The 19,144-nt window shown below is 59.7% G+C and carries 19 protein-coding genes; 6 read left to right on the plus strand and 13 right to left on the minus strand.

What is annotated here, in order from left to right; all coding sequences use genetic code 11:
• Positions 1-7: 7 nt before the first annotated feature.
• The 3 genes from ROH8110_RS12180 to arcC are packed head-to-tail and all read left to right on the plus strand — an operon-like array spanning position 8 to position 3,171.
• Positions 8-1,237, plus strand: coding sequence for an arginine deiminase (locus ROH8110_RS12180; RefSeq protein WP_085818068.1), 1,230 nt, complete (start codon positions 8-10; stop codon positions 1,235-1,237).
• A 14-nt stretch (positions 1,238-1,251) separates the two neighbouring features.
• Positions 1,252-2,253, plus strand: coding sequence for an ornithine carbamoyltransferase (argF, locus tag ROH8110_RS12185; RefSeq protein WP_085818069.1), 1,002 nt, complete (start codon positions 1,252-1,254; stop codon positions 2,251-2,253).
• 3 nt (positions 2,254-2,256) lie between these two features.
• Positions 2,257-3,171 carry a carbamate kinase gene (arcC, locus tag ROH8110_RS12190; RefSeq protein ID WP_085818070.1) on the plus strand — a complete coding sequence of 305 codons (915 nt, stop codon included), beginning with the start codon at positions 2,257-2,259 and terminating at the stop codon, positions 3,169-3,171.
• A gap of 85 nt (positions 3,172-3,256) precedes the next feature.
• On the opposite strand, the gene lgt is transcribed toward arcC, so the two are convergent.
• The 11 genes from lgt to ROH8110_RS12245 all read right to left on the minus strand — a co-directional run bounded on the left by lgt (position 3,257) and on the right by ROH8110_RS12245 (position 13,607).
• Positions 3,257-4,180, minus strand: a complete 924-nt coding sequence (gene lgt / locus ROH8110_RS12195) for a prolipoprotein diacylglyceryl transferase (RefSeq protein WP_085818071.1) — start codon at positions 4,178-4,180, stop codon at positions 3,257-3,259.
• 11 nt (positions 4,181-4,191) lie between these two features.
• Positions 4,192-5,514: an APC family permease gene (locus ROH8110_RS12200; protein ID WP_085818072.1), complete on the minus strand. Its 1,323-nt coding sequence runs from the start codon at positions 5,512-5,514 to the stop codon at positions 4,192-4,194.
• Positions 5,511-6,314 carry a hypothetical protein gene (locus ROH8110_RS12205; protein ID WP_139837412.1) on the minus strand — a complete coding sequence of 268 codons (804 nt, stop codon included), beginning with the start codon at positions 6,312-6,314 and terminating at the stop codon, positions 5,511-5,513. Before ROH8110_RS12205 ends, ROH8110_RS12200 begins: the two co-directional genes overlap by 4 nt.
• Positions 6,307-7,014, minus strand: a complete 708-nt coding sequence (locus ROH8110_RS18820) for a TVP38/TMEM64 family protein (protein WP_370738118.1) — start codon at positions 7,012-7,014, stop codon at positions 6,307-6,309. The genes ROH8110_RS12205 and ROH8110_RS18820 overlap by 8 nt, the downstream gene beginning before the upstream one ends.
• Entirely contained in the window at positions 7,004-7,429 is a 426-nt protein-coding gene (locus ROH8110_RS18825) for a DUF6010 family protein (RefSeq protein ID WP_085818074.1), read from the minus strand. Before ROH8110_RS18825 ends, ROH8110_RS18820 begins: the two co-directional genes overlap by 11 nt.
• Positions 7,430-7,526: 97 nt before the next feature.
• Positions 7,527-7,913 carry a DUF302 domain-containing protein gene (locus tag ROH8110_RS12220; RefSeq protein WP_085818075.1) on the minus strand — a complete coding sequence of 129 codons (387 nt, stop codon included), beginning with the start codon at positions 7,911-7,913 and terminating at the stop codon, positions 7,527-7,529.
• Positions 7,914-8,085: 172 nt separating this feature from the next.
• Positions 8,086-8,721, minus strand: a complete 636-nt coding sequence (locus ROH8110_RS12225) for an EF-hand domain-containing protein (protein ID WP_176236606.1) — start codon at positions 8,719-8,721, stop codon at positions 8,086-8,088.
• Between the two features lie 356 nt (positions 8,722-9,077).
• Positions 9,078-9,995, minus strand: a complete 918-nt coding sequence (locus tag ROH8110_RS12230; RefSeq protein WP_085818076.1) for a DMT family transporter — start codon at positions 9,993-9,995, stop codon at positions 9,078-9,080.
• Between the two features lie 106 nt (positions 9,996-10,101).
• Positions 10,102-10,980: a cation diffusion facilitator family transporter gene (locus ROH8110_RS12235; RefSeq protein WP_176236607.1), complete on the minus strand. Its 879-nt coding sequence runs from the start codon at positions 10,978-10,980 to the stop codon at positions 10,102-10,104.
• A gap of 148 nt (positions 10,981-11,128) precedes the next feature.
• Positions 11,129-11,830 carry a copper resistance protein B gene (locus tag ROH8110_RS12240; protein WP_085818077.1) on the minus strand — a complete coding sequence of 234 codons (702 nt, stop codon included), beginning with the start codon at positions 11,828-11,830 and terminating at the stop codon, positions 11,129-11,131.
• Between the two features lie 25 nt (positions 11,831-11,855).
• Complete coding sequence (locus ROH8110_RS12245) at positions 11,856-13,607, minus strand: copper resistance system multicopper oxidase (RefSeq protein ID WP_371931092.1); 1,752 nt, start codon at positions 13,605-13,607, stop codon at positions 11,856-11,858.
• Between the two features lie 1,043 nt (positions 13,608-14,650).
• On the opposite strand from ROH8110_RS12245, the gene ROH8110_RS12250 reads away from it, so the two are divergent.
• Genes ROH8110_RS12250 through ROH8110_RS12255 form a run of 3 tightly spaced genes read left to right on the plus strand, consistent with a single transcriptional unit; the run spans position 14,651 to position 16,034 of the window.
• Complete coding sequence (locus ROH8110_RS12250; RefSeq protein WP_085818079.1) at positions 14,651-15,109, plus strand: c-type cytochrome; 459 nt, start codon at positions 14,651-14,653, stop codon at positions 15,107-15,109.
• On the plus strand, positions 15,109-15,456 hold the full coding sequence (locus ROH8110_RS18520; protein WP_139837414.1) for a hypothetical protein: 348 nt from the start codon (positions 15,109-15,111) through the stop codon (positions 15,454-15,456). Before ROH8110_RS12250 ends, ROH8110_RS18520 begins: the two co-directional genes overlap by 1 nt.
• Positions 15,457-15,500: 44 nt before the next feature.
• Positions 15,501-16,034 carry a cupredoxin domain-containing protein gene (locus ROH8110_RS12255; RefSeq protein WP_085818080.1) on the plus strand — a complete coding sequence of 178 codons (534 nt, stop codon included), beginning with the start codon at positions 15,501-15,503 and terminating at the stop codon, positions 16,032-16,034.
• 254 nt (positions 16,035-16,288) lie between these two features.
• On the opposite strand, the gene ROH8110_RS12260 is transcribed toward ROH8110_RS12255, so the two are convergent.
• Both ROH8110_RS12260 and ROH8110_RS12265 read right to left on the minus strand, forming a co-directional pair.
• The gene (locus ROH8110_RS12260; RefSeq protein WP_085818081.1) at positions 16,289-17,257 is read right to left on the minus strand and encodes a DMT family transporter; all 969 of its coding nucleotides are present in this window, start codon (positions 17,255-17,257) and stop codon (positions 16,289-16,291) included.
• A gap of 248 nt (positions 17,258-17,505) precedes the next feature.
• Positions 17,506-19,122, minus strand: a complete 1,617-nt coding sequence (locus tag ROH8110_RS12265; RefSeq protein WP_420537674.1) for an ISL3 family transposase — start codon at positions 19,120-19,122, stop codon at positions 17,506-17,508.
• Positions 19,123-19,144 lie beyond the last annotated feature (22 nt).

The raw sequence follows: 19,144 nt of genomic DNA on the forward strand, positions 1-19,144 counted from the left end.
AATATCAATGACAGATCATGCCCTTGGCGTAAATTCTGAAACCGGCAAGCTGCGGCAGGTTATCGTCTCGCCACCCGGCCTAGCCCATCGGCGCCTGACCCCAGACAATCGCGAGGAACTGCTGTTCGACGATGTGTTCTGGGTCAAGCAGGCGATCCGCGATCACGATGTCTTCGCGGCGATCATGCGCGAGAGGGGGGTCGAGGTTCTGGACGCCATGACCCTGCTGGCCGAGACTCTGGACGTCGAAGACGCGCGGGCCTGGATTTTGGACCACCGCATCACTCGTAACGATGTGGGGGTCGGCATGCGTGACGACCTGCGCGCCTGGATGGAAGAATTGCCCGGAGAAGAACTTGCTCGCTACCTCGTTGGCGGGTTCACGGTAGATGATCTACCCTTCACCCCTTCAGGCATGTTCGGTAGCTATCTAGGGCAGCACGGTTTTGTGCTCCCGCCACTACCGAATTTCATCTTCACACGCGACAACTCTGCCTGGGTCTATGGCGGCGTGTCACTGAACCCTATGCATTTCGCGGCACGCCGACCCGAGACGCTGCTCATGGCCGCCGTCTACCGGTTCCATCCGACATTCACGGATCGGGTGCGGGTCTGGTTCGGTGATCCGACGCGGGATTTCGGTGCGGCCACGCTGGAGGGCGGGGATATCATGCCGATCGGGCACGGCGTGGTCATGGTCGGTATGGGCGAACGCTCGACGCCCCAGGCTGTCGGACAGCTTGCCGAGGCATTATTCGCCAGCGGCGACGTGCAGCGCGTCATCGCCTGTCAGATGCCGCGGTCGCGCGCGGCGATGCATCTTGATACCGTTTTTACCCATTGCGGGGGGGATGTCGTGACCACGTTCAAGGAAGTGGCTGACGCGATCACCTGCTATGACCTGCGCCCCGGCGAAGGAAAGGCGCCGCTCGATATCCGGCGGGATGCCCGGCACCTGTTCGAGATCACGGCCGAAATCCTGGGCTTCAAGCGCCTGAACCTCGTTCCCACGGGCGGCAGCGACCTGGCCGAGCAGTCGCGCGAGCAGTGGAACGACGGCAACAACGTGCTGGCACTCTCGCCGGGGGTCGTCATCGGCTACGATCGCAACGACGATACCAATGCCGCACTCGAAAAGGCCGGCATCGAGGTGCTGGCCATTCCCGGGGCCGAGCTTGGCCGGGGGCGTGGCGGCAGCCACTGCATGAGTTGCCCCACCATTCGGGACCCTATCTGACGAAAGGAGACCCCATGTCCTACAATCTGCGAAACCGCCATTTCCTGACGCTGCGCGATTTCAGCTCTCAGGAGATCGCCTTTTTGCTGAAGCTCTCAGCCGATCTCAAGGCCGCCAAATACGGCGGCTACGAGGTCCCGCGCCTGACCGGCAAGGAAATCGCGCTCATCTTCGAAAAGGACAGCACCCGCACCCGCGTGGGCTTCGAGGTTGCGGCCCACGATCAGGGCGCGCATGTCACCTATCTTGGTCCTTCTGGGTCGCATCTGGGCAGGAAGGAAACCGTGAAGGATACCGCCCGCGTTCTGGGGCGGGTCTATGACGCGATCGAATATCGCGGTTTCGGCCAGCCCATTGTCGAGACACTCGCGAGATATGCCGGCGTGCCGGTCTACAACGGGCTGACGGACGAGTTCCACCCGACGCAGATCCTCGCGGATTTCCTGACCATGCAGGAGCACTCGGACAAGCCGCTGGGTCAGGTCGCCTTTGCCTTTCTGGGCGACGTGGGCAACAACATGGGCGACAGCCTGCTGATCGGTGCGGCCAAGATGGGCATGGATGTGCGTTTGTGTGCGCCGGAAAACCTCTGGCCAACGGAAGCAATACGCAGCGAGGCCACAGAAATTGCTGATCGAACCGGTGCTCGGCTAATGCTGACCGATGCGGTAGACGACGCTACGCAGGGCGTCGACTTCATTTACACTGATGTTTGGGTCTCAATGGGCGAACCAAAAGAAAAATGGGCTGAGCGAATAGAACTGCTCAAACCTTACCAGGTGACAAAGCAGGTAATGGCGCAAACCGGCAATCCGCACACCAAATTCATGCATTGCCTACCGGCGTTCCACAATGCCGAGACCGAGCTTGGTGCCGAAATCGCCAGCCAATTCGACATCACGGCGATGGAAGTCACCGAGGAGGTGTTCGAAAGCCCGGCCTCCATCGTCTTCGACCAGGCCGAGAACCGGCTCCACACCATCAAGGCAGTCCTCGTCGCCACGCTGGGAAACTAGCCCATGCTTGTCGTTGCAGCCCTCGGGGGAAATGCCCTTCTGCGCCGTGGCGAACCTCTGACCGCGGAGACCCAACGCACCAACGTCGCCACCGCGGCCGCATCGCTGGCACAGATCATCGAGGCCGGCCACCAACTGGTTGTCACTCATGGCAACGGGCCGCAAATCGGCCTGTTGGCACTTCAGGGTGCCGCCTACAAACCCGATGAGGTGTTCCCGCTGGATGTGCTGGGGGCGGAAACCGACGGCATGATCGGCTATCTCATAGAGCAGGAGCTCGAGAACGCCCTGGGCCATGACCGCCCGGTCGCGACACTGCTGACCCAGGTCGAGGTCGACCCCAAAGACCCTGCCTTCGCCAGACCGACCAAGTTCATCGGCCCGGTCTATGACAAGGCCGAAGCCGAACGGCTTGCGCAGGCGCGGAGTTGGAGCATCGCCGCGGATGGTGCGCACTGGCGGCGTGTCGTCCCCTCACCAATGCCGATGGACATTCCGGATTTGCGGGTGCTTCAGCTCCTGCTCGAGCAGGATGTGACGCTGATCTGTGCAGGTGGCGGCGGCATTCCGGTCGTCCGTCGGCCGGACGGATCGCTGATCGGGATCGAGGCGGTGATCGACAAGGATCACGCGACAGCCCTTCTGGCGCACAAGCTGAACGCCGACGCGCTGTTGCTGCTGACGGATGTCGAGGCCGTGTTTCGCGATTTCGGCACCGAGGCGCAATCGGCCATCGACAGGATAACGCCGGAAGACGCCGGGCATCTCGATCTGCCCGACGGGTCGATGGCACCCAAGGTGGCCGCCGCCGCGACTTTTGTCTCGGGCCGAAACCGTTTCGCCTGCGTCGGCCGCCTGGAGGATGCGCTTGCCATGCTGCAAGGCCGCGCAGGGACGATGATCGCCGAGGCGGACTGAGGGCGAACACAGCACCACCGGCGGGGTGGCGGGCGGCTGGGGCAGCCGCGCCCCGAGCCAACACCGACACCGGCCGACCGGAAGGTCAGGCGGTTCGGTCCACCCTCTGCGCGGCGTTCCGTGTCGGCGGTCTGAAAGCCCACCAGATCAGTCCCAACCCGATCAGGACCATCGGAAAAGACAACGCCTGCCCCATGGTCAGACCCCAGTCTCCGAAATGCAGAGCATGCCCAACTGGGTTTCCCACGCTCACGAACTGCATGTCCGGTTGCCTGAAGAACTCGACGAAGGCCCTGGACAGGCCGTAGGCGACAAGGAATATTCCCGTAAGGGCGCCGGGCCTTTTTAGCCAACCTTTTCGCCATGCCAGAACCAGCAGCAGGATGCCCAGCACCAAGCCTTCGAGAAGCGCCTCGTAGAGCTGTGAGGGATGCCTTGCGCACAGTCCTTCAACCCCCGGGCAGGCCTGGGCCATATCGCCGGGAAAGATCACGCCCCAGGGCATCTGCGTCGGACGTCCCCAAAGCTCGTTGTTGGTGAAATTGGCGAGGCGCCCGAGAAAGAGGCCCGGAGGTGTCGCAAGCGCAAGAAGGTCTGCCGTACCAAGCATCGGGCTCTTTTCCCGAATGCAGAATGCAATCGCCGCGATCGCTACGCCAAGAAAGCCGCCATGGAACGACATGCCGCCCTGCCAGACCATCAGGATTTCCAGGGGGTTTTGCAGGTAGTATTGCGGCTGGTATAACAGGACGAAGCCGAGGCGCCCGCCAAGAATCACCCCCAGTATCACCCATGTCAGAAAGTCTTCGAGCTGCTTCGCGGTCATTGGCGGTCCCGACTCCGGCCACAGCGCAGCCCGCCTGACCGCCCGGACGCAAAGCCGCCAACCGATGAGGATACCTACGATATAGGCCAACGCATACCAGCGCAGCGCGAGGTGAAAGCCACCGATATCGACCGAAAAAAGTTCGGTGCCGATATCCGGGAACGGGATAGCAGCGGTCAGCATGTCTTGTCCTTCTAGGTTTTAGCGTGAGAGTCATGGTGGGCATCGCCGTCCCGCAGGTGGCGCAGGTAGAACCGTTCAAAGGCGAAGACAGCTGCCATCAACACGAGGGAGATTACTACGATCAGCGGGTCGCTTTGCCATTTCAGCACCGCGAAGGCCGACAGCACGACGATATCCAGGGTGATCGCTGTCACCAGGACGGCCCCCGCGGCGCCGATCTCGTGCCGGAGATGGCGGAACACGCCCCAGTGAATGATGATGTCCATGACAAGGTAGAAGAACGCCCCCAGCGACGCGATCCGGCTTAGGTCGAAAAATACGGTCAGGAAGCCCGCGATCACCACCGTGTAGATAAGGGTGTGATCGCGGATCGCACCCTTCATTCCGAAATGGCTGTGAGGGATCAGCTTCATGTCCGTCAGCATGGCCAGCATGCGTGACACCGCGAAGATGCTCGCGATCAGACCCGAGGACGTGGCGACGATCGCCAGAAGAACCGTCAGGTAAAAGCCCGTCCGGCCCAAGGTCGGCCCTGCGGCCTCGGCCAGCGCATAGTCCTTGGCCGCGATGATCTCCTCCAGGGTCAGGCTGGAGCCGACGGCGAAGGCGACCAGAAGGTAGACGATCACACAGATGCCGATGGAGGCGATGATCGCCCGGCCGACATTGCGGTTTGGGTCGGTCACTTCCGCCCCGCTGTTGGTGATCGTGGTGAACCCCTTGAAGGCCAGGATCGACAGGGCTACGGAGGCGACGAAACCGCCGATCTGTGTCGATTGACCGTCCGTCGCCGCCTCGAACGAGACGCCACCCGCCCAGAGCGCGGCCGCGCCGAACAACGCGATGCCGCCGACCTTCAGGATGGCCATGACGATGGAGAACAGGCCAACGGATCGGTTGCCTGCCGCGTTGATGAAATAGGAAAAGACGATCAGCCCTACGCCGAGGGCCGGCACGGCCCATCCCGTTCGCTTGAGCCCCATGCCTTCCAGCAGGTAGGTGGCGAAGGTCCGTGCCACCAAGCTTTCGTTGATGACCATTGACAACGCCATCAGAAGCGCGGCGGCCGCGGCGATGGTCGTGGGGCCATAGGCCTTTTGCAGGATCATCGCAATGCCGCCGGCCGAGGGGTAGGCATTTGACATCTTGACATAGGTGTAGGCACTGAACGCGGTGACGAGCGCACCCGCGATGAACGACAGCGGAAAGAGCGGTCCGGCAAGCTGCGCGATCTGCCCGGTCAGCGCGAAGATGCCCGCTCCGATCATCACGCCCGTGCCCATCGCAATCGCGCCAGCCAGTGTGATGCTGTTCGCCTTGTATTCCGACTTCATTTCAATGCCTCCGCCTGATCATGGGTATCGCCGGATCGGGCCGACGGCCTCGCGCCGCGCGCGCGCCAGCACATGTCACAAACCGGATCACCGGCCGAGAGCGTCCTGGGCCTGCGGTAGTGTCCCCGCCGGCCGTCGCCGGCGATGATATCCGCGCCGGGCCAGTCATAGAGGCACCAGCTCTGTCGGAACGCCTCCAGCAGTTCGGGGTCCGCGCGGCGCGTCGCCACCTTGCGCGCGAAACTCTGCGGAGGACAATGGGTGAAATGCGTTTGCAGGTCGTCACCCTCCCGGAAGACGCGCGTTTCGTAGCCGGGTGCGCCGACCGGGCGGAACGGAAAAACCAGCAGGGTTCGAATCGTCCAGCGCAGCCTGCGTCCGGGATTGCGGCTGACGACCCGCGCAGGTAGCGATGACAGGCGCAGCATGCGGCTGTAGAGATCCCAACCGATATCGGCCACGACCGAATGCGCGCAATCCGTTCCGACCCCGTGCCGTCGCAGCGCCGCATCGGCGGCGAGGGTATAGACGGCGAGTTCGACCATCAGACGGCTTCCGCTGTTGGGGAGGGCGTGCAGCCCGGCGATCTCCCGCATCTCTTCAACGACCCGGTCCAAAGTCTCGAGAAACCTGTCCCTGTCCTGCCGCAGCCAGCGCATCGTGCCGCCGTCCTCGTCGTAAAGCGTCCGGTTCGCCAGATGCCAGCGACAGGTCCGGCGCAGTTCCCGCCTCAGGCACCAGCGCACCGTCCTCCAGTGGAACGGCGCGGGTTGCTGCGGTGATGTGCGCGGGTCAGTCATGCGCTGCCTCCTTACGGCGCTGCTCCCTGATTGCCACGACGACAAGCGGGGTCAGGGTCAGCACGCCCAGTCCGACGGCCGCCCAGGCGGCCCGCCCGGGCTCGCCGCTGACCGCTTCGTTGCCGAAATGGGCCAGGATGAAACTGGCCGGGATGATTCCGGCGAGGGTCGCGAGGGCGAACCGCCAGAAGTGGAGGCAGCTCAGCCCGGCGGCGTAGCTCACGATATCGAACGAGATGAAGGGCATCAGCCGACTGGCGAACACCGTGAACGTCAGCGCGTTCTGCGAGCCCAGCCACCCCCTGTCCACGCTGTCGCCGAGCCACCTGGTCAAAACGTCCCGGCCGAGGAGCCTCGCCAGCGCGAAAGCCACCATCGCGCCCAGCTCGGCCCCGATGACGATGTAAATGGTGCCGATCGTATGGCCATATGCCGCACCCGCCGCGAGGGCGATGGGGGCGCTCGGTATCGGCGTCGCGACGATGGCGACCGTCATCAGCAGGATGATGACGGTGGGCCCCCATGCACCTGCGGCATTCACCCAGGCCGAGACCCGTTCGCCGCTCAGGCTTTCGACGAGCCCGGAGAGTGGGCCGAGAAACAGCGCCGCGACGGCCGCAATTAGTACGGTCGCCACGGCGATCTTCACGATGGTTCGGACGGGGATGCCATGCGCCAACAAACGGGCCTCATTCCAGATAAAGTACAAGAAAGAACGCGGCGGCGAGCAGGTCGAAGACGACGCAGAAGGGGATGTACCATTTCGGCACGGGCGCGCCGAACGCCCCGTTGTGGTGCAGCAGGTCCCAGACGGCATGCGCCGCCAGCCCGAGCGGCAGCGCGAGCGGGGACCACAGCAAGCCGGCCAGCGCCATGATGGCGTAGAAGATGGCGACGCCAAGCTCCATCCAGAAGATCCGTGTGGCACCGTCGGACGCGCCGAAGCCGATATAGGTCCCCCCGATCAGGGCCAAGGTCAGGGCCGCGATCGCCACCGAGACGTCCTCGCTCACCAGCAGGTGCACCGGCGCGAAGGCGAGGAACAGCCCTGCCCCGACGGCGCTCGGCCCCAGCGTTCGGACAAGGGTCCAGGTCCGGGTTTCGTCGGTTGTCATCTTGCGGGTACCCCATTTTAACTGGTCGATTCGGCGGTTCCATTTAACCATAGGGATTCCAGCAGCTAGAAGGTCAAGGTCTGATGCCGACGCGCCGTCAGGCGGCGTTGACCACTGCTCGCATCATGTCACGAACTTTACCCGCGACCCCGTGCAGCGCATTGCTTTCGATGGCCTGCATGGATGCCACCGGGTCGATGGCACTGATCTCGGTGCCGCCTTCGACGTCTCGAAGGACGACATTGCAGGGCAGCATCGCGCCGACGCGCGGCTCGATTTCGATGGCCTTGTACGCCATGTCCGGGTTGCAGACCCCGAGGATGCGATAGGGCGCCATGTCGGCACCAATCTTGTTCTTCATCGTCGCCTTGACGTCGATTTCGGTCAGAACGCCAAAGCCTTGTTCGGCCAGCGCCTCACGGACTCGCGCTTCCGCTTCGTCGATATCGGCACCTTGCAGAGTGCGATCATAGGTATAACTCATTGCGATTGCCTTTTCGCTCACTTGGACAGGTATTTAACCAGTGCCAAGACCCCCAGCACAGCCAATACGAAGATGAGCAGCATTCACAGGCCGCCCATTCCAAAACCCATCATGTCGATTTCCTGTTTCGGGAGTGGCGACAGCACCGGCCCGGGGGCCGGCGCCGCTATCCTCAGTTGCTGCCGGTGCCGCCGGAATTGCCCATGCCGGAGCCCATGCCCTGGCCGCTGCCAGCTTGGCCCTGCTGCATCTGGCCCATGCCGGAACGCATCTTCTTCATGCGCTCCATCTTCTTGGCCGGGGCGGTCATTTCATCGCCGGTGATGGCGCCGTCTCCATCCGCGTCCAGATGCTGAAACCGGTCGACCATCTTCTCGCGGATCATCGCGCTGTGCAGCGCCTCGAACTCGGCGATGGACAGCGTGCCGTCACCATCGCTATCATATTCGGACAGTTTGGCCTGCAGCTGTTCCCGCATCTCCTGCGGCGTCACGTTGCCGTCACCATCGGCGTCGAGCATCGGCATCATGGCACCGCCCATCATGCCGCCGCCGTGGCCGCCCATCATGCCGCCATCCATCATGTCGCCATGCATGCGGTGCATCTTCATCATCATCTTCATCATGCCGGGCATGTCGCCCATCCCGGGCATATCGCCCATCATGCCGGAGCCGTCGCCCTGCATCATCATTCCACCTCCGGCGGGTTTGGGTTTGGAACCATGACCATGGTCGTTTTGCGCATAAGCGGCCCCACCGAGCGCGGTTGCAGCTACCACCGACAGGGCGAGAAATGAGTGTCGAAACATGGTGATCTCCTTTATTGCTGAATCACCACCCCGAGGTATGATTTACAAAGGCCCGTGTCAGCTGGTGCCTCCAGACTTTGGTGTAACGTTTTGTATCGAAATGCTGGGCAGAAGTTCCTCACACGGATTTGATTCGCGCTTCCAAAAACAACTCTGGCACTCGAATCCGAATGACCAAACTGGCTTTTCTTGAACCCCCACAATTGCCGGGCCTCGCCTTCACCGAGCGCCAGTGAGAACGTGCACAGCGGGCCAACATCACAGAGCTGACCAATCGCCTGCTTAAACGGCTTAGCGATCTGGTAGGTAGCGAGGGGCGTGGCAGCGGCCTTACTCGTCCAGCTCCACAGCGCGTGTCACTCTGCGCACTGACAGGGATGGGCCGCTATATCGGGCCGGTCACGGGTCATCATCCGCGTCAGCAGAAACCCGGCCAAAAGCAACAGCGCGCCACCATAGATCATGCCCTTGGCCGGGACCTCGGCAAAGACCAAAAAACCCAGTGTACTCGCGACGACAGGTGAGACGATGATGTCGACGAGGGAATAGACGTTCGCATTTAACGTCTTTAGGACGATAGAGATTCCGAAATAGGCAAATCCCGTAGATACCAACCCAAGCGCCAGCGCCCATACACCAGCCGGTACGATGATGCCCAGCCTCTTGTTTTCCGCCATGCCCAGCACATCTCCGGTGCCGTAGATCAACAGCGCCGGCGAGAGGACAATAGCCGCCGTCAGCATCGACCACGCGATATCGTTGCCCGTCTCTGACTTACCCTCGTATCGCATGTAGGTGATCATCGCCGCATAGATCGCGCCGTCGGTAAGCGCGACGAGATTGCCGATCAAGTATCCACCTGAGAGGGGTTTGGCGAGCACGATGCCGACGATGGCGATACCGAAAACGAGAACGTGGCCGAAGCCTGCCTTCTCGCCGAGGAACATCGCCGAGAATATGAACGTAAAGAAGGGTGCCACGCTCCAGAAAATGACGGCATTGGCGATCGGCACCAGCGTCATGGCGTAGTTGAAGACACTGATCTGCGTCGCGATAAGAACACCGATGACAATGGTGTCTTTCAAATTCCCCCAGGGCAGGCGGATCGGTCGGCCTGTGGCGGCCGGCAGCGCGAGCATCAGGAAGGCGGCAGCTGTCAGGATCGCGTAGAAATTCAACGTCTGAATCGGGATTCTGCCGTCGGTCAGCTTGACGAAGACACCGATCGTCGCCTCGGACAAGGTGATCAGAAGGAGAAGCAATATAGTATTCATATCCGGTTTCCGATCTGGCTAAGAGCGTGGCTAGGCGACGCGCAAAGCGGCCCAATTAATCCAGGGGTCTCGCACCCCGGCAGTCATAGATGCGCATCGGGTGCGGTCAGGCCTGATTGTGGTTCTCGCCCGAAGTTATGTCGATGGCTTCTGCACCGCTTTCATCAATGCAACGGTCTTCGACCTGCAAGGTGATGAAAAAGAAGCCAAAGCGCTTGCGCAACATATTATGGGCTGTCTTCAGTGTCTCCTGCGGATCGGCCCCTTGACCGACACGCAGGTGAGCCGAAAAGACATATTTGCCGCTGGTCAATGCCCACGCGTGGACGTGATGTGCGTCCGCAATGCCATCCACCGCCTCCAGGTTCCGCGTGACCTCGCCAAGGCTTACATCGCCCGGGGTACCCTCCATGAGCAAGTGCATGGAATCACGCAGAATCCCCCAGCTTGCCCAAACCAAAACGAAGCCAAAAGCCATACCAAGAATTGGATCGATGAGCAGAAAACCGGTAAACTTTATGACCAGTGCAGTGATGATGATCAGCAGACTCCCAACGAAGGTCTGGATGATGTGCCAGAGCGCACCCTTGACGTTCAGATCGCTCTGGCTCTGCTTCCAGATCAACCCGAGCGAGATGAACTCGGTCACAAGGCCGCCAGCCGCTGCCCACAGCATTGGACCGGTCGGCAGATCAATAGGAGATCCCAGCCGCATTGCCGCCATAACGATCACCACGATCGCCATGGCAAGCAGGAACCCGCCATTGACCAGCGCGCCGATTATCTCCGCGCGATACCAGCCAAAACTGCGATCCTCATCTGCCGGACGGCGGGCAAGTCGTGCTGCAATGATGGCCACAAGGACGCCTCCCACAGCGGAGAAGGTGTGGAACGCATCCGAAATCACAGCAATGGAGCCGGTCCAGAGGCCGATTGCCAGCTCGATGACGAAATAGACGCCCGTTAACCAAGCGGAAATTGCCATGCCTCGTCCGCTCTGTGGCATGTGACCTGCGTGTCCCTTACCGCCCATCATGGTCTCCTTTTCAGTTTGGTTGTTTGAACTTCGATGCATCTTCTGGGAAGAAAAGCATCTTCGGGCCGCCCCGGCCTTCAACCGGGGCGGCCAATTTTCAGAACATCAGACGCGTACCGATCACGATCGAGAATGCATCCGTATCGTCGCCATTGGCGCGGAGAATATCCTTGGTGTCGCCAAACGAGGCTTCATAGTTGACGCCGATATAGGGAGAGAACGCGCGGTCGATAACGTCGTAGCTGAGCCGTGCCCCGAGCTCGACAACCGCACCGCCCGCGCCCCGTTCACGCGCCAGATCATCCTTGAGAGGCAGATCGATTTCGATACTCGGCGTGAGGATCAGCCGATTGGTCAGAAGCGCCTCATATTCTGCCTCGAAACGGAAGAAGGGGTGATCGGAGACAAAGAGATCAGCATCGATCTCGAACCACTGCGGTGCAAGACCCTTGACGCCCACCACGCCAGCGTAGCGGTCGGGAGCGCCATCAGGCGTGTCCGCATAGGCTCCCACCACGGCGTCGAAGAACGTCGAGATCGGGAACTGCAGACGCAGCTGATTTTCCAGCTTCTCAAAATCATCCGATGTCAGACCGAGTTCCGCCTCGCTTCGCCAGACGAATTTTAGCTCATCCGACCCCGCAAGGGCATCAAAATCCCAGACGAAGGCATCCTCGCCATCCATCGCGCGATATTCGAACTGCTCCGCTTGAAAACCCCAGATCAGCGGCTCGGCCTGCGCAACCTGAGCCAAGGGTAGAAGGAGGCCGGCTAGTCCGGCCAGTTTGAAACGTTTCATCATGCTTTTCCTTATATTGACTGGCTCAGGCTGGGCGCCCTCTGACCACGACTTTGCGGAACATGCCACCGTCGGCGTGGTAGGAGAGGTGACAATGGAAGGCCCATTGTCCGGGGGCATCGACCTCGACCTCCATATCGGTCGTGGTGCCGGGCTGGACGCTCACCGTGTGCTTGATGGGGTTACGTGCGCCCTGACCGGTATCGACGATCGACCACATCCCATGCAGGTGCATTGGATGCGCCATCATTGTCTCGTTGATGAACCGGATACGCACCCGCTCGCCATAATTCAGCACGATTGGGTCGGCATCGTCGTATTTCACTCCGTTGATCGACCAGATGTAACGCTCCATGTTGCCCGTCAAACGGAGTTCAATGGTGCGTGACGGAGCACGATTCCGATAGAGCGGGCGTGCGGCGCGCAAATCCTTGTAGGACAAGAACTTTCCGCCATTATAGGCTTTGGGTGTCAGCCCGCTACCAGGTGCGTAGAACGGATCACCTCCGTCTGACATCGCCATGCCGGAATGATCCATACCTTTCATCGCAGGTTGCGCCGACATCTCCATCTTGGAATGGTCCATGCCTTTCATGGTTGAATTGTCCATAGCCTGCGCTGCCGGGGCGGTCGCGGAACCCATGTTGGAGTGGTCCATGCCCTGCATGGCCGAATGGTCCATACCGGTCATGTCTTGCATGCCGCCCGCGTTCTGCATGACGTGGTCACCCATATCCATGCCGCCCATCATCCCGCTCATGTCGGCCATGGTGAGCAAAGGCTTGGGCCGGAGCGGTGGCACGGCCCCGGCATAGCCCTCTCTGGGTGACAGCGTCCCGCGAACCAGGGCGGTGCGCCCCATTGACTCGGCAATGATGCTATAGACCTTGTTCTCTCGCGGCTGGACGATGACGTCATACGTCTCGGCCACGGCAACACGCAATTCGTCAACCGTGACTGGCTTGACGTCGTTGCCATCAGCCTGGACCACGGTCATCTTCAGGCCCGGGATACGCATGTCGAAATAGGTCATGGCCGAAGAATTGACGATCCGCAGACGAACCTTCTCACCGGGCCGGAACAGCCCTGTCCAGTTCTGTGATGTGCTTCGTCCATTGATCAAGGCGGTAAATCCCTGCACATCCTCGATGTCGGTCGGCATCATTCGCATCCGGCCCCACATACCGCGATCCTTGAGGGCTGCTTTTAGACTGTCCTGACGCGAGTCCTCGATCAGGGTCTGCAATGTGCGTTGCGAGCGGTTGTAGTAATCCGGCATCCTCTTGAGATTCCGCATGATCCGGCTGCCCGGATGCGGGTGCTTGTCGGCCAGCTGCACCACATAATCGCGATCCGTCCGAATCCGTTCACCGTCGCGCGGCTCGATCACGATGGCACCGTAAGCGCCATCGGGTTCCTGAAAGCCCGAGTGGCTGTGGAACCAGTAAGTGCCAGCCTGCTGGATCGGAAACCGGTAAGTGAAGGTTTCACCCGGAGCGATACCGTTGAAGCTGATACCGGGAACGCCGTCCTGCTGGAAGGGCAGGATCAGCCCGTGCCAATGAATTGAGGTGCTCTCGCGAAGGTTATTGGTCACGTTTATGGTGACTTCCTCGCCTTCCTTGAACCGCAGGATCGTTGGAATCTGGCTCTTGTTGTAACCGACGCCCATTTTCCGAAAGTTCCCAGTGTCGATCCGAACCCGGTCGACAGTGATATCATAGGTTCCTTTCGATGTGATCTTTGGCGATCCGTGCGCGCGCAATGCCGTCGGCATGGCAAGCGCGGCAGCCGCAGTCAAACCGAACTGACGCCGGGACAGACCTTTTGCCAGATGTTCCGACGAACTGAGCGCTGTATCGGAAAGCGCGCACTGTTTTGCTTTGAAGAGTTGCATACTCTTCTCCTTTGTGATGATTGAGTCGAAGGTTCGCCCGATCAAGGCAGACCTCGAGTAGCTTCTGAGAAGTGATCCCGCGAGTACCCGAGGTGTTTCAGGACCACCCGAACAGGGGAGCCCTTCACACGTTCACGCCGTTTCTTATTTGGACGAGACCGGAAACCTGAGCCGTAAGATGCAGGGATGAGAATCGAAGCGCGTTCAGACTCGCGGAGGGGGCGAAGACGCTTCCGGCTTCAAGCCTTCTGCGTCGACCGCGCGAGACCCATGATAAACGTGCACGACAAAGAGCTTCGGTTCGGGTAGTGCATGATCGGCGTTAGAAAAAGTGACGCAATGCACCATCATACCAGGGCAACCGGGGATAGTATCGTCCGACACAAGATGTGCGTCACAATCACGAACGTCCATCGCGGCAACGTGGCTCCAATCTTCTTGCGGCGAGCCAGCTTCAGGTCCGACAAACGGCATGGCCGCTACCATCAAGACGATGAGCGACAGAATATGAGCCATTCGTGTAAATCTGAAAAAACGCATACGTCCCGTACCCTTTCGTGGCTAAAAAAGCGCGATTGCCAACAAAGATCAAGGATACATTTCGTTACAATAATTAAGCCCCTAAGATGTTGGTTTTTCTTGACCTTCCAGCGCTGGAACATAGCCCCCTCCGACAAATGGTGGGTTAGTCTGAGGCCGGATATGCGACATTTACCAAAGGGTTCGCCTGAACGGTCCCGGTTCCTTTCAAAAACAAAGCTCAAGTGTAACGACGTTCACTACCCCGTTTCGCAGGAGCCATGGCTCGAGAAATTTGAACAGCCAATCCAATTCCATCGCGAAAGCTCATCGTTCAAATATTATGAGCTACGGAGCGTCGTCGCTTCGGTTGTTCCCGCCACATTTAAAATGGTCGCTGCAACATGAGCAAACTTGGTTGGATCATCGCCGGAGTTCTGGTCGTCGGGAGCGGTGCGCTTCTATGGCAGGTCATGCGTCCTGCACCAAGTCAGACGGGGCATTCCATGACGCCGCCCGACATGTCGGGTATTGCTGAAGGTGCGCCCATCGTCGAGGTGAAACTGCCGGACAACTTGGCGTCCCTCGCACAAATGGGAGAGCGCGCCTTTAACGCGAAATGCGCAGTCTGCCACGGGGCCAATGCAGCGGGTCGTGAAGGGAAGGGACCGCCTCTGGTGCACAAGATTTACGAACCCAACCATCACTCGGATATGGCCTTCGTGATGGCGGCGAAGAATGGCGTCCGATCACATCACTGGCGCTTCGGAAACATGCCGCCGGTGGACGGCGTGACAGACGCCGACGTGAAAGCGATCACCGCCTATGTGCGCGCGCTTCAGAAGGAAAATGGGGTTTTCTGATGAACTTGACGCGACGCTCGGGCGTAATCCTTATCGCTTGCCTCACCATATTTGCGATCTCGGTCGTTCTTTCAGGCGGAACAGAGATGTCGCTTGGGACAACTGATTTCCAGCACGTGCACATTGCATCAGAAGCCAACGCCTCGGCGCATCATGAATATGGCGAAACCGACCAATCAGAAGACTGTCATCCCGGCATGGCCTGTTCCTTAATGGCAATTGGCACCCAACAGAAAAATATCACCCAAACACAACGTGTCTTTGACGTGAAGCCGCTGAAGTTTTCCTTGGTGGCGAACCGTTTCACGCCAGTGTTTGACCCGCCACCTCCGCGACGAGCGGTCTGATTTCAACCCAGAACTCTATACTCGACCAATACAAGGAAACTGAAATGCAACCTTATCTCAAAACGATCACAAGCGTCGTGTTCGCTCTAACAACATCAGCGGCATTCGCAGGGGCAGGCCACGACGACGGTCACGGTGATGGACACGCAGCCATGATGGGACAACCTGGCGACCCGGCAAAGGCGGATCGCGTTGTCGAAGTCAGCATGACCGAGATGGCGTTCGACCCGTCGAACATTGAGATCATGGAAGGGGAAACCATCACTTTCGTGGTCAGCAACGACGGTGAATTCGTGCATGAATTCAATCTCGGCACGGAAAAAATGTGGCAGGGCCATATGGACGAGATGATGAAGATGATGGACACCGGCATGATGACGGTCGACAAAATCGACCATGACAAGATGATGCAGGCTGGCATGATGCATGACGATGCCAACAGCGTTCTTTTGGAGCCAGGTCAAAAGGCCAAAGTAACCTGGACCTTCGGCGAAAAGACTGAATTGGGCTTTGCGTGCAACGTGCCCGGACACCGTGAGTCCGGTATGGTCGGTGACATCAGCTTCATGAAACACTAGGCTATAGCTGCGCCTCAGGGCGATTGAAGCGAAAGAAAAGTCTTCAGAGAAGGGCGCTCATGGCGCCCTTTTTTACATTTTCAGTTCTCTAGACCAGCATGACATCGCTTGATGGCTATCGCCCTAACTTGGAGAACCGACCGCACCACTTTCATCCAAAGGGCAGTCGCGTCCATGAGACCTCCTAGGTCCGCACGGGGTACCCGGTGTCGTTTTCCCTGACAACAACCATCCGGCCTTAGGGTCCATTGCGTTTAACACGGCAGGGCACAGCTGTTGCTATCTGCCGCACTTTGCTTGCCCTCCTGGCTTGCTTCCTTGACGCGGTGCGCCCAGGTCACTAGCCCGATGCTCGCGAAAACGAGTACGAAGCCGACCAGGTGGACCGGGTAGAACTTGTCCCCGAGCCAGAGGTATGACAGAGCCAACGCCGATGCGGGCATTGCACTCATGTAGCCCGAGGCCGTGCTTGCCGATATCTGGCTCAGCCCGCGAAACCAGATCAACGTTCCGATTGCGAGCGGCCCCATGCCCCAGACGACCAGCGCGATCCAAGCGTTCAGCGAAGGTTCGGAGAAGTCGAAGCTTGTCGCCTGATAAAGGCCTGGCCCGGCAAAGAGCAACGTTGCGACCCAGACAATCAGAGGCAAGGCCACGACAGGGCTCAGTTCCCGTATCATCTGCTTGCCCAGAATCGAATAAAGCGTCTGGCTGGCGACCGCACAGAAAACCAGTACGCTGCCAAGGACCAATGTCCATCCCGAGGACTGTATCGACTGACCCGATACGTTGATCACGAGCACACCAGCGATGGCCAGCGTAATGGCCAGAAGCTTGCGCCAGCCCAAGCTGTCACCCATGAAGATAAAGGCAGCCGTGGCCATTGCCGCAGGACTCAGGCTCATCACAACCGAACCGACCACACCGTTCACGCGTTGCATGCCGTAGAGCAGGAACAGCGTGAAGGCAACGATGCCCACACCGCCGATTACGACGATCTTGATCCAGTTCTGTCGGGATATTTGGGACAGTTGTTTCCGGTAGATGAAGAGAAAGGGCGTCAATGCCAGGGCCGCTACTGTCAGACGGAGAAAGGGTCCGAGGAACACGGGAAAGGCTTCTGACACGATCTTGGCTGACGGGGTACCTGTACCGAACAGGGCCATGCCGAAGAAAAGTTGGGCATATACCAACAGCTGTCGCTTGAAACTCGAACCGGCCATCGGTGATCCAACACTCCCATAGCTGATTGGTTCCAACAGATTTCTTTAAACCAGAAGGAACGCTTCGAGCGCAAGGCGAACCCCCGCCATGGTGCTGCAACTGTCGAAACTCGATTGCTTCGGGCAGTTGCGCAACCGACCATTTCCGAACCAATGCATTTTCAATTATAGGCTTGTCAGCCTTTCCGCACACCAGATCAGTAATGCAGCAAATGCGGTTGTCGCGTAACCCTTAATTGGGCTCTGCCTCAATCTGTGTGGCGGAACGGTAGCATTCTCGCCCGCAACAATTCTGGACCGGCTCGACCGTACATGGCGCGTTTGAGCGTCTTCAGGCGATTGATCTGACCTTCTGCTTGGCCGTTGCTCCATGGCATCTCGATGGCGTTTTTGACTGCATCGAAGTCCCGGTTCAATGTGCGGGCAAAGCGCACGATGGGCGCCAGATCGGTTTCGATCGCGTTGTCGATCCATGCTGGGAGCGGGTCTGCTTGGCGGCTGCGCAGGATACCGTTGAACCGCATGGCGAGACTTCGCATCGTTGCGAAGGCGGGAGAACCGGCCTTGAGCGCGTCGACTTTCCGCGCTTGATCCGGGGTGAGCTTTCCGCGGGGTTTGATGCACAGCGCGGCTGCGATGACCGGGGAAATCGCGTGCCCCGTTTCCGGGTCCCGGACTGGCTTAAGGATTTCGTGCTCTACCTTGGAGTCGCTCCCTTGCTGTTCTGCTTTTCGCCAGCCCGCCAACAGACGCTGCAAATGCGACTGACTCCCCTCGTAACCGCGCTCTCGGATCAGACGGAACAGGGCGCTGCCAGTTCGAATGCCCTCCTTCCAGCTTTGGCTCAGGAACTCTTCAAAGTACCACGGCGATGTCGGCTTCAAAGCGGCCCGCCTGCGGTCCGGTGGTGTCTCGAACTGCAGCCATTTCGCGATGCTGCGACGCGGGAACCCTGTTCGCCGCCCGATCTCGCTGCATGAAAGCCCCTGATTTCGGAGCGCATGAATGGTGGCGAAAATCTCTTCCCGAGACGTCCTATGCGCCAGGCGTGACTTCAGAAGGCTGCCGGCTGCGGTGATGTTGTCGGCGTCGGACAGCAGCGCCCTGCCGGTCGCACGGCCGTGAAGGTTCATTTGCTCCTCGATGGCCTGCCGCAGGTTTTGTACGATATGGAACCGGTCAGCGACCTGCTTCGCCTGCGGTGCCCCTTGCCGTGCTGCCTGGGCGTAGAGACCGCAGCGATCTCTGCTGATCACTTCCACCTCGGGGTGTCGCTTCAGCCAGTTGGTGCAGCTGACGACATCTCGATCCTCAAGAATGTCGATCACCACGCGACGCTCCAGATCCACAATGATCGTGCCGTAGGTTTGCGATTTCCGCCAACTCCAGTCGTCGATCCCGATGACTGTCGGCGACTCGCCACTGTCTTGGGCACGGTTCTTCAGCTGCCTAAGCACCGTGTCATCGCTGACTCCAAGGCCCAAACGATGCAACAACCGCTCGGCTGGCCGTCCGCCGGTCGCATGCCCAAGATGGGTGAAAATCTCCCCGACACGCGAAGTACGACGTGCAAATGGACGCGCAATCGAGGCGATTTGGTCTGAGAATGTCCGGCGTGGGCAAGCGGGTGCCTGACATCGCCAACGGCAAATTGCGAGATCAACCGTTACCTCGTCTCCATGCGCGGGATAATCCTGCAGCCGCCGACGCCGCCAGCCGTGACGTCGGCGTGAATGCAATCCACAGTCTGGGCAAATGCCGTTGGGAGCCAAGACGCCAGATACAATCCACCCGCCTCTTTCACTTCGCTCAACGCTTTGAACGGCAACATCGCTCCCGGGCGACCAGTGCTTCTTCGAACTCACAACTATACCTCCTGAATTTTCC

This window comes from Roseovarius halotolerans (assembly GCF_900172255.1).
In the GTDB taxonomy this organism is placed as follows: Bacteria; Pseudomonadota; Alphaproteobacteria; order Rhodobacterales; family Rhodobacteraceae; genus Roseovarius; species Roseovarius halotolerans.

Bases quoted from the DNA above. Each gene is read 5' to 3' on its own strand.
- ROH8110_RS12250 (WP_085818079.1), top strand. From the start codon at position 14,651: ATGAGCAAACTTGGTTGGATCATCGCCGGAGTTCTGGTCGTCGGGAGC.
- ROH8110_RS12205 (WP_139837412.1), bottom strand. From the start codon at position 6,314: ATGACTGACCCGCGCACATCACCGCAGCAACCCGCGCCGTTCCACTGG.
- ROH8110_RS12245 (WP_371931092.1), bottom strand. From the start codon at position 13,607: ATGCCGACGGCATTGCGCGCGCACGGATCGCCAAAGATCACATCGAAA.
- ROH8110_RS12230 (WP_085818076.1), bottom strand. From the start codon at position 9,995: ATGAATACTATATTGCTTCTCCTTCTGATCACCTTGTCCGAGGCGACG.
- ROH8110_RS12225 (WP_176236606.1), bottom strand. From the start codon at position 8,721: ATGTTTCGACACTCATTTCTCGCCCTGTCGGTGGTAGCTGCAACCGCG.
- ROH8110_RS12260 (WP_085818081.1), bottom strand. From the start codon at position 17,257: ATGGCCGGTTCGAGTTTCAAGCGACAGCTGTTGGTATATGCCCAACTT.
- ROH8110_RS18825 (WP_085818074.1), bottom strand. From the start codon at position 7,429: ATGACAACCGACGAAACCCGGACCTGGACCCTTGTCCGAACGCTGGGG.
- argF (WP_085818069.1), top strand. From the start codon at position 1,252: ATGTCCTACAATCTGCGAAACCGCCATTTCCTGACGCTGCGCGATTTC.
- ROH8110_RS12235 (WP_176236607.1), bottom strand. From the start codon at position 10,980: ATGGCAATTTCCGCTTGGTTAACGGGCGTCTATTTCGTCATCGAGCTG.
- ROH8110_RS12240 (WP_085818077.1), bottom strand. From the start codon at position 11,830: ATGAAACGTTTCAAACTGGCCGGACTAGCCGGCCTCCTTCTACCCTTG.
- ROH8110_RS18520 (WP_139837414.1), top strand. From the start codon at position 15,109: ATGAACTTGACGCGACGCTCGGGCGTAATCCTTATCGCTTGCCTCACC.
- ROH8110_RS12180 (WP_085818068.1), top strand. From the start codon at position 8: ATGACAGATCATGCCCTTGGCGTAAATTCTGAAACCGGCAAGCTGCGG.
- ROH8110_RS12255 (WP_085818080.1), top strand. From the start codon at position 15,501: ATGCAACCTTATCTCAAAACGATCACAAGCGTCGTGTTCGCTCTAACA.
- ROH8110_RS12200 (WP_085818072.1), bottom strand. From the start codon at position 5,514: ATGAAGTCGGAATACAAGGCGAACAGCATCACACTGGCTGGCGCGATT.
- lgt (WP_085818071.1), bottom strand. From the start codon at position 4,180: ATGCTGACCGCTGCTATCCCGTTCCCGGATATCGGCACCGAACTTTTT.
- arcC (WP_085818070.1), top strand. From the start codon at position 2,257: ATGCTTGTCGTTGCAGCCCTCGGGGGAAATGCCCTTCTGCGCCGTGGC.
- ROH8110_RS12220 (WP_085818075.1), bottom strand. From the start codon at position 7,913: ATGAGTTATACCTATGATCGCACTCTGCAAGGTGCCGATATCGACGAA.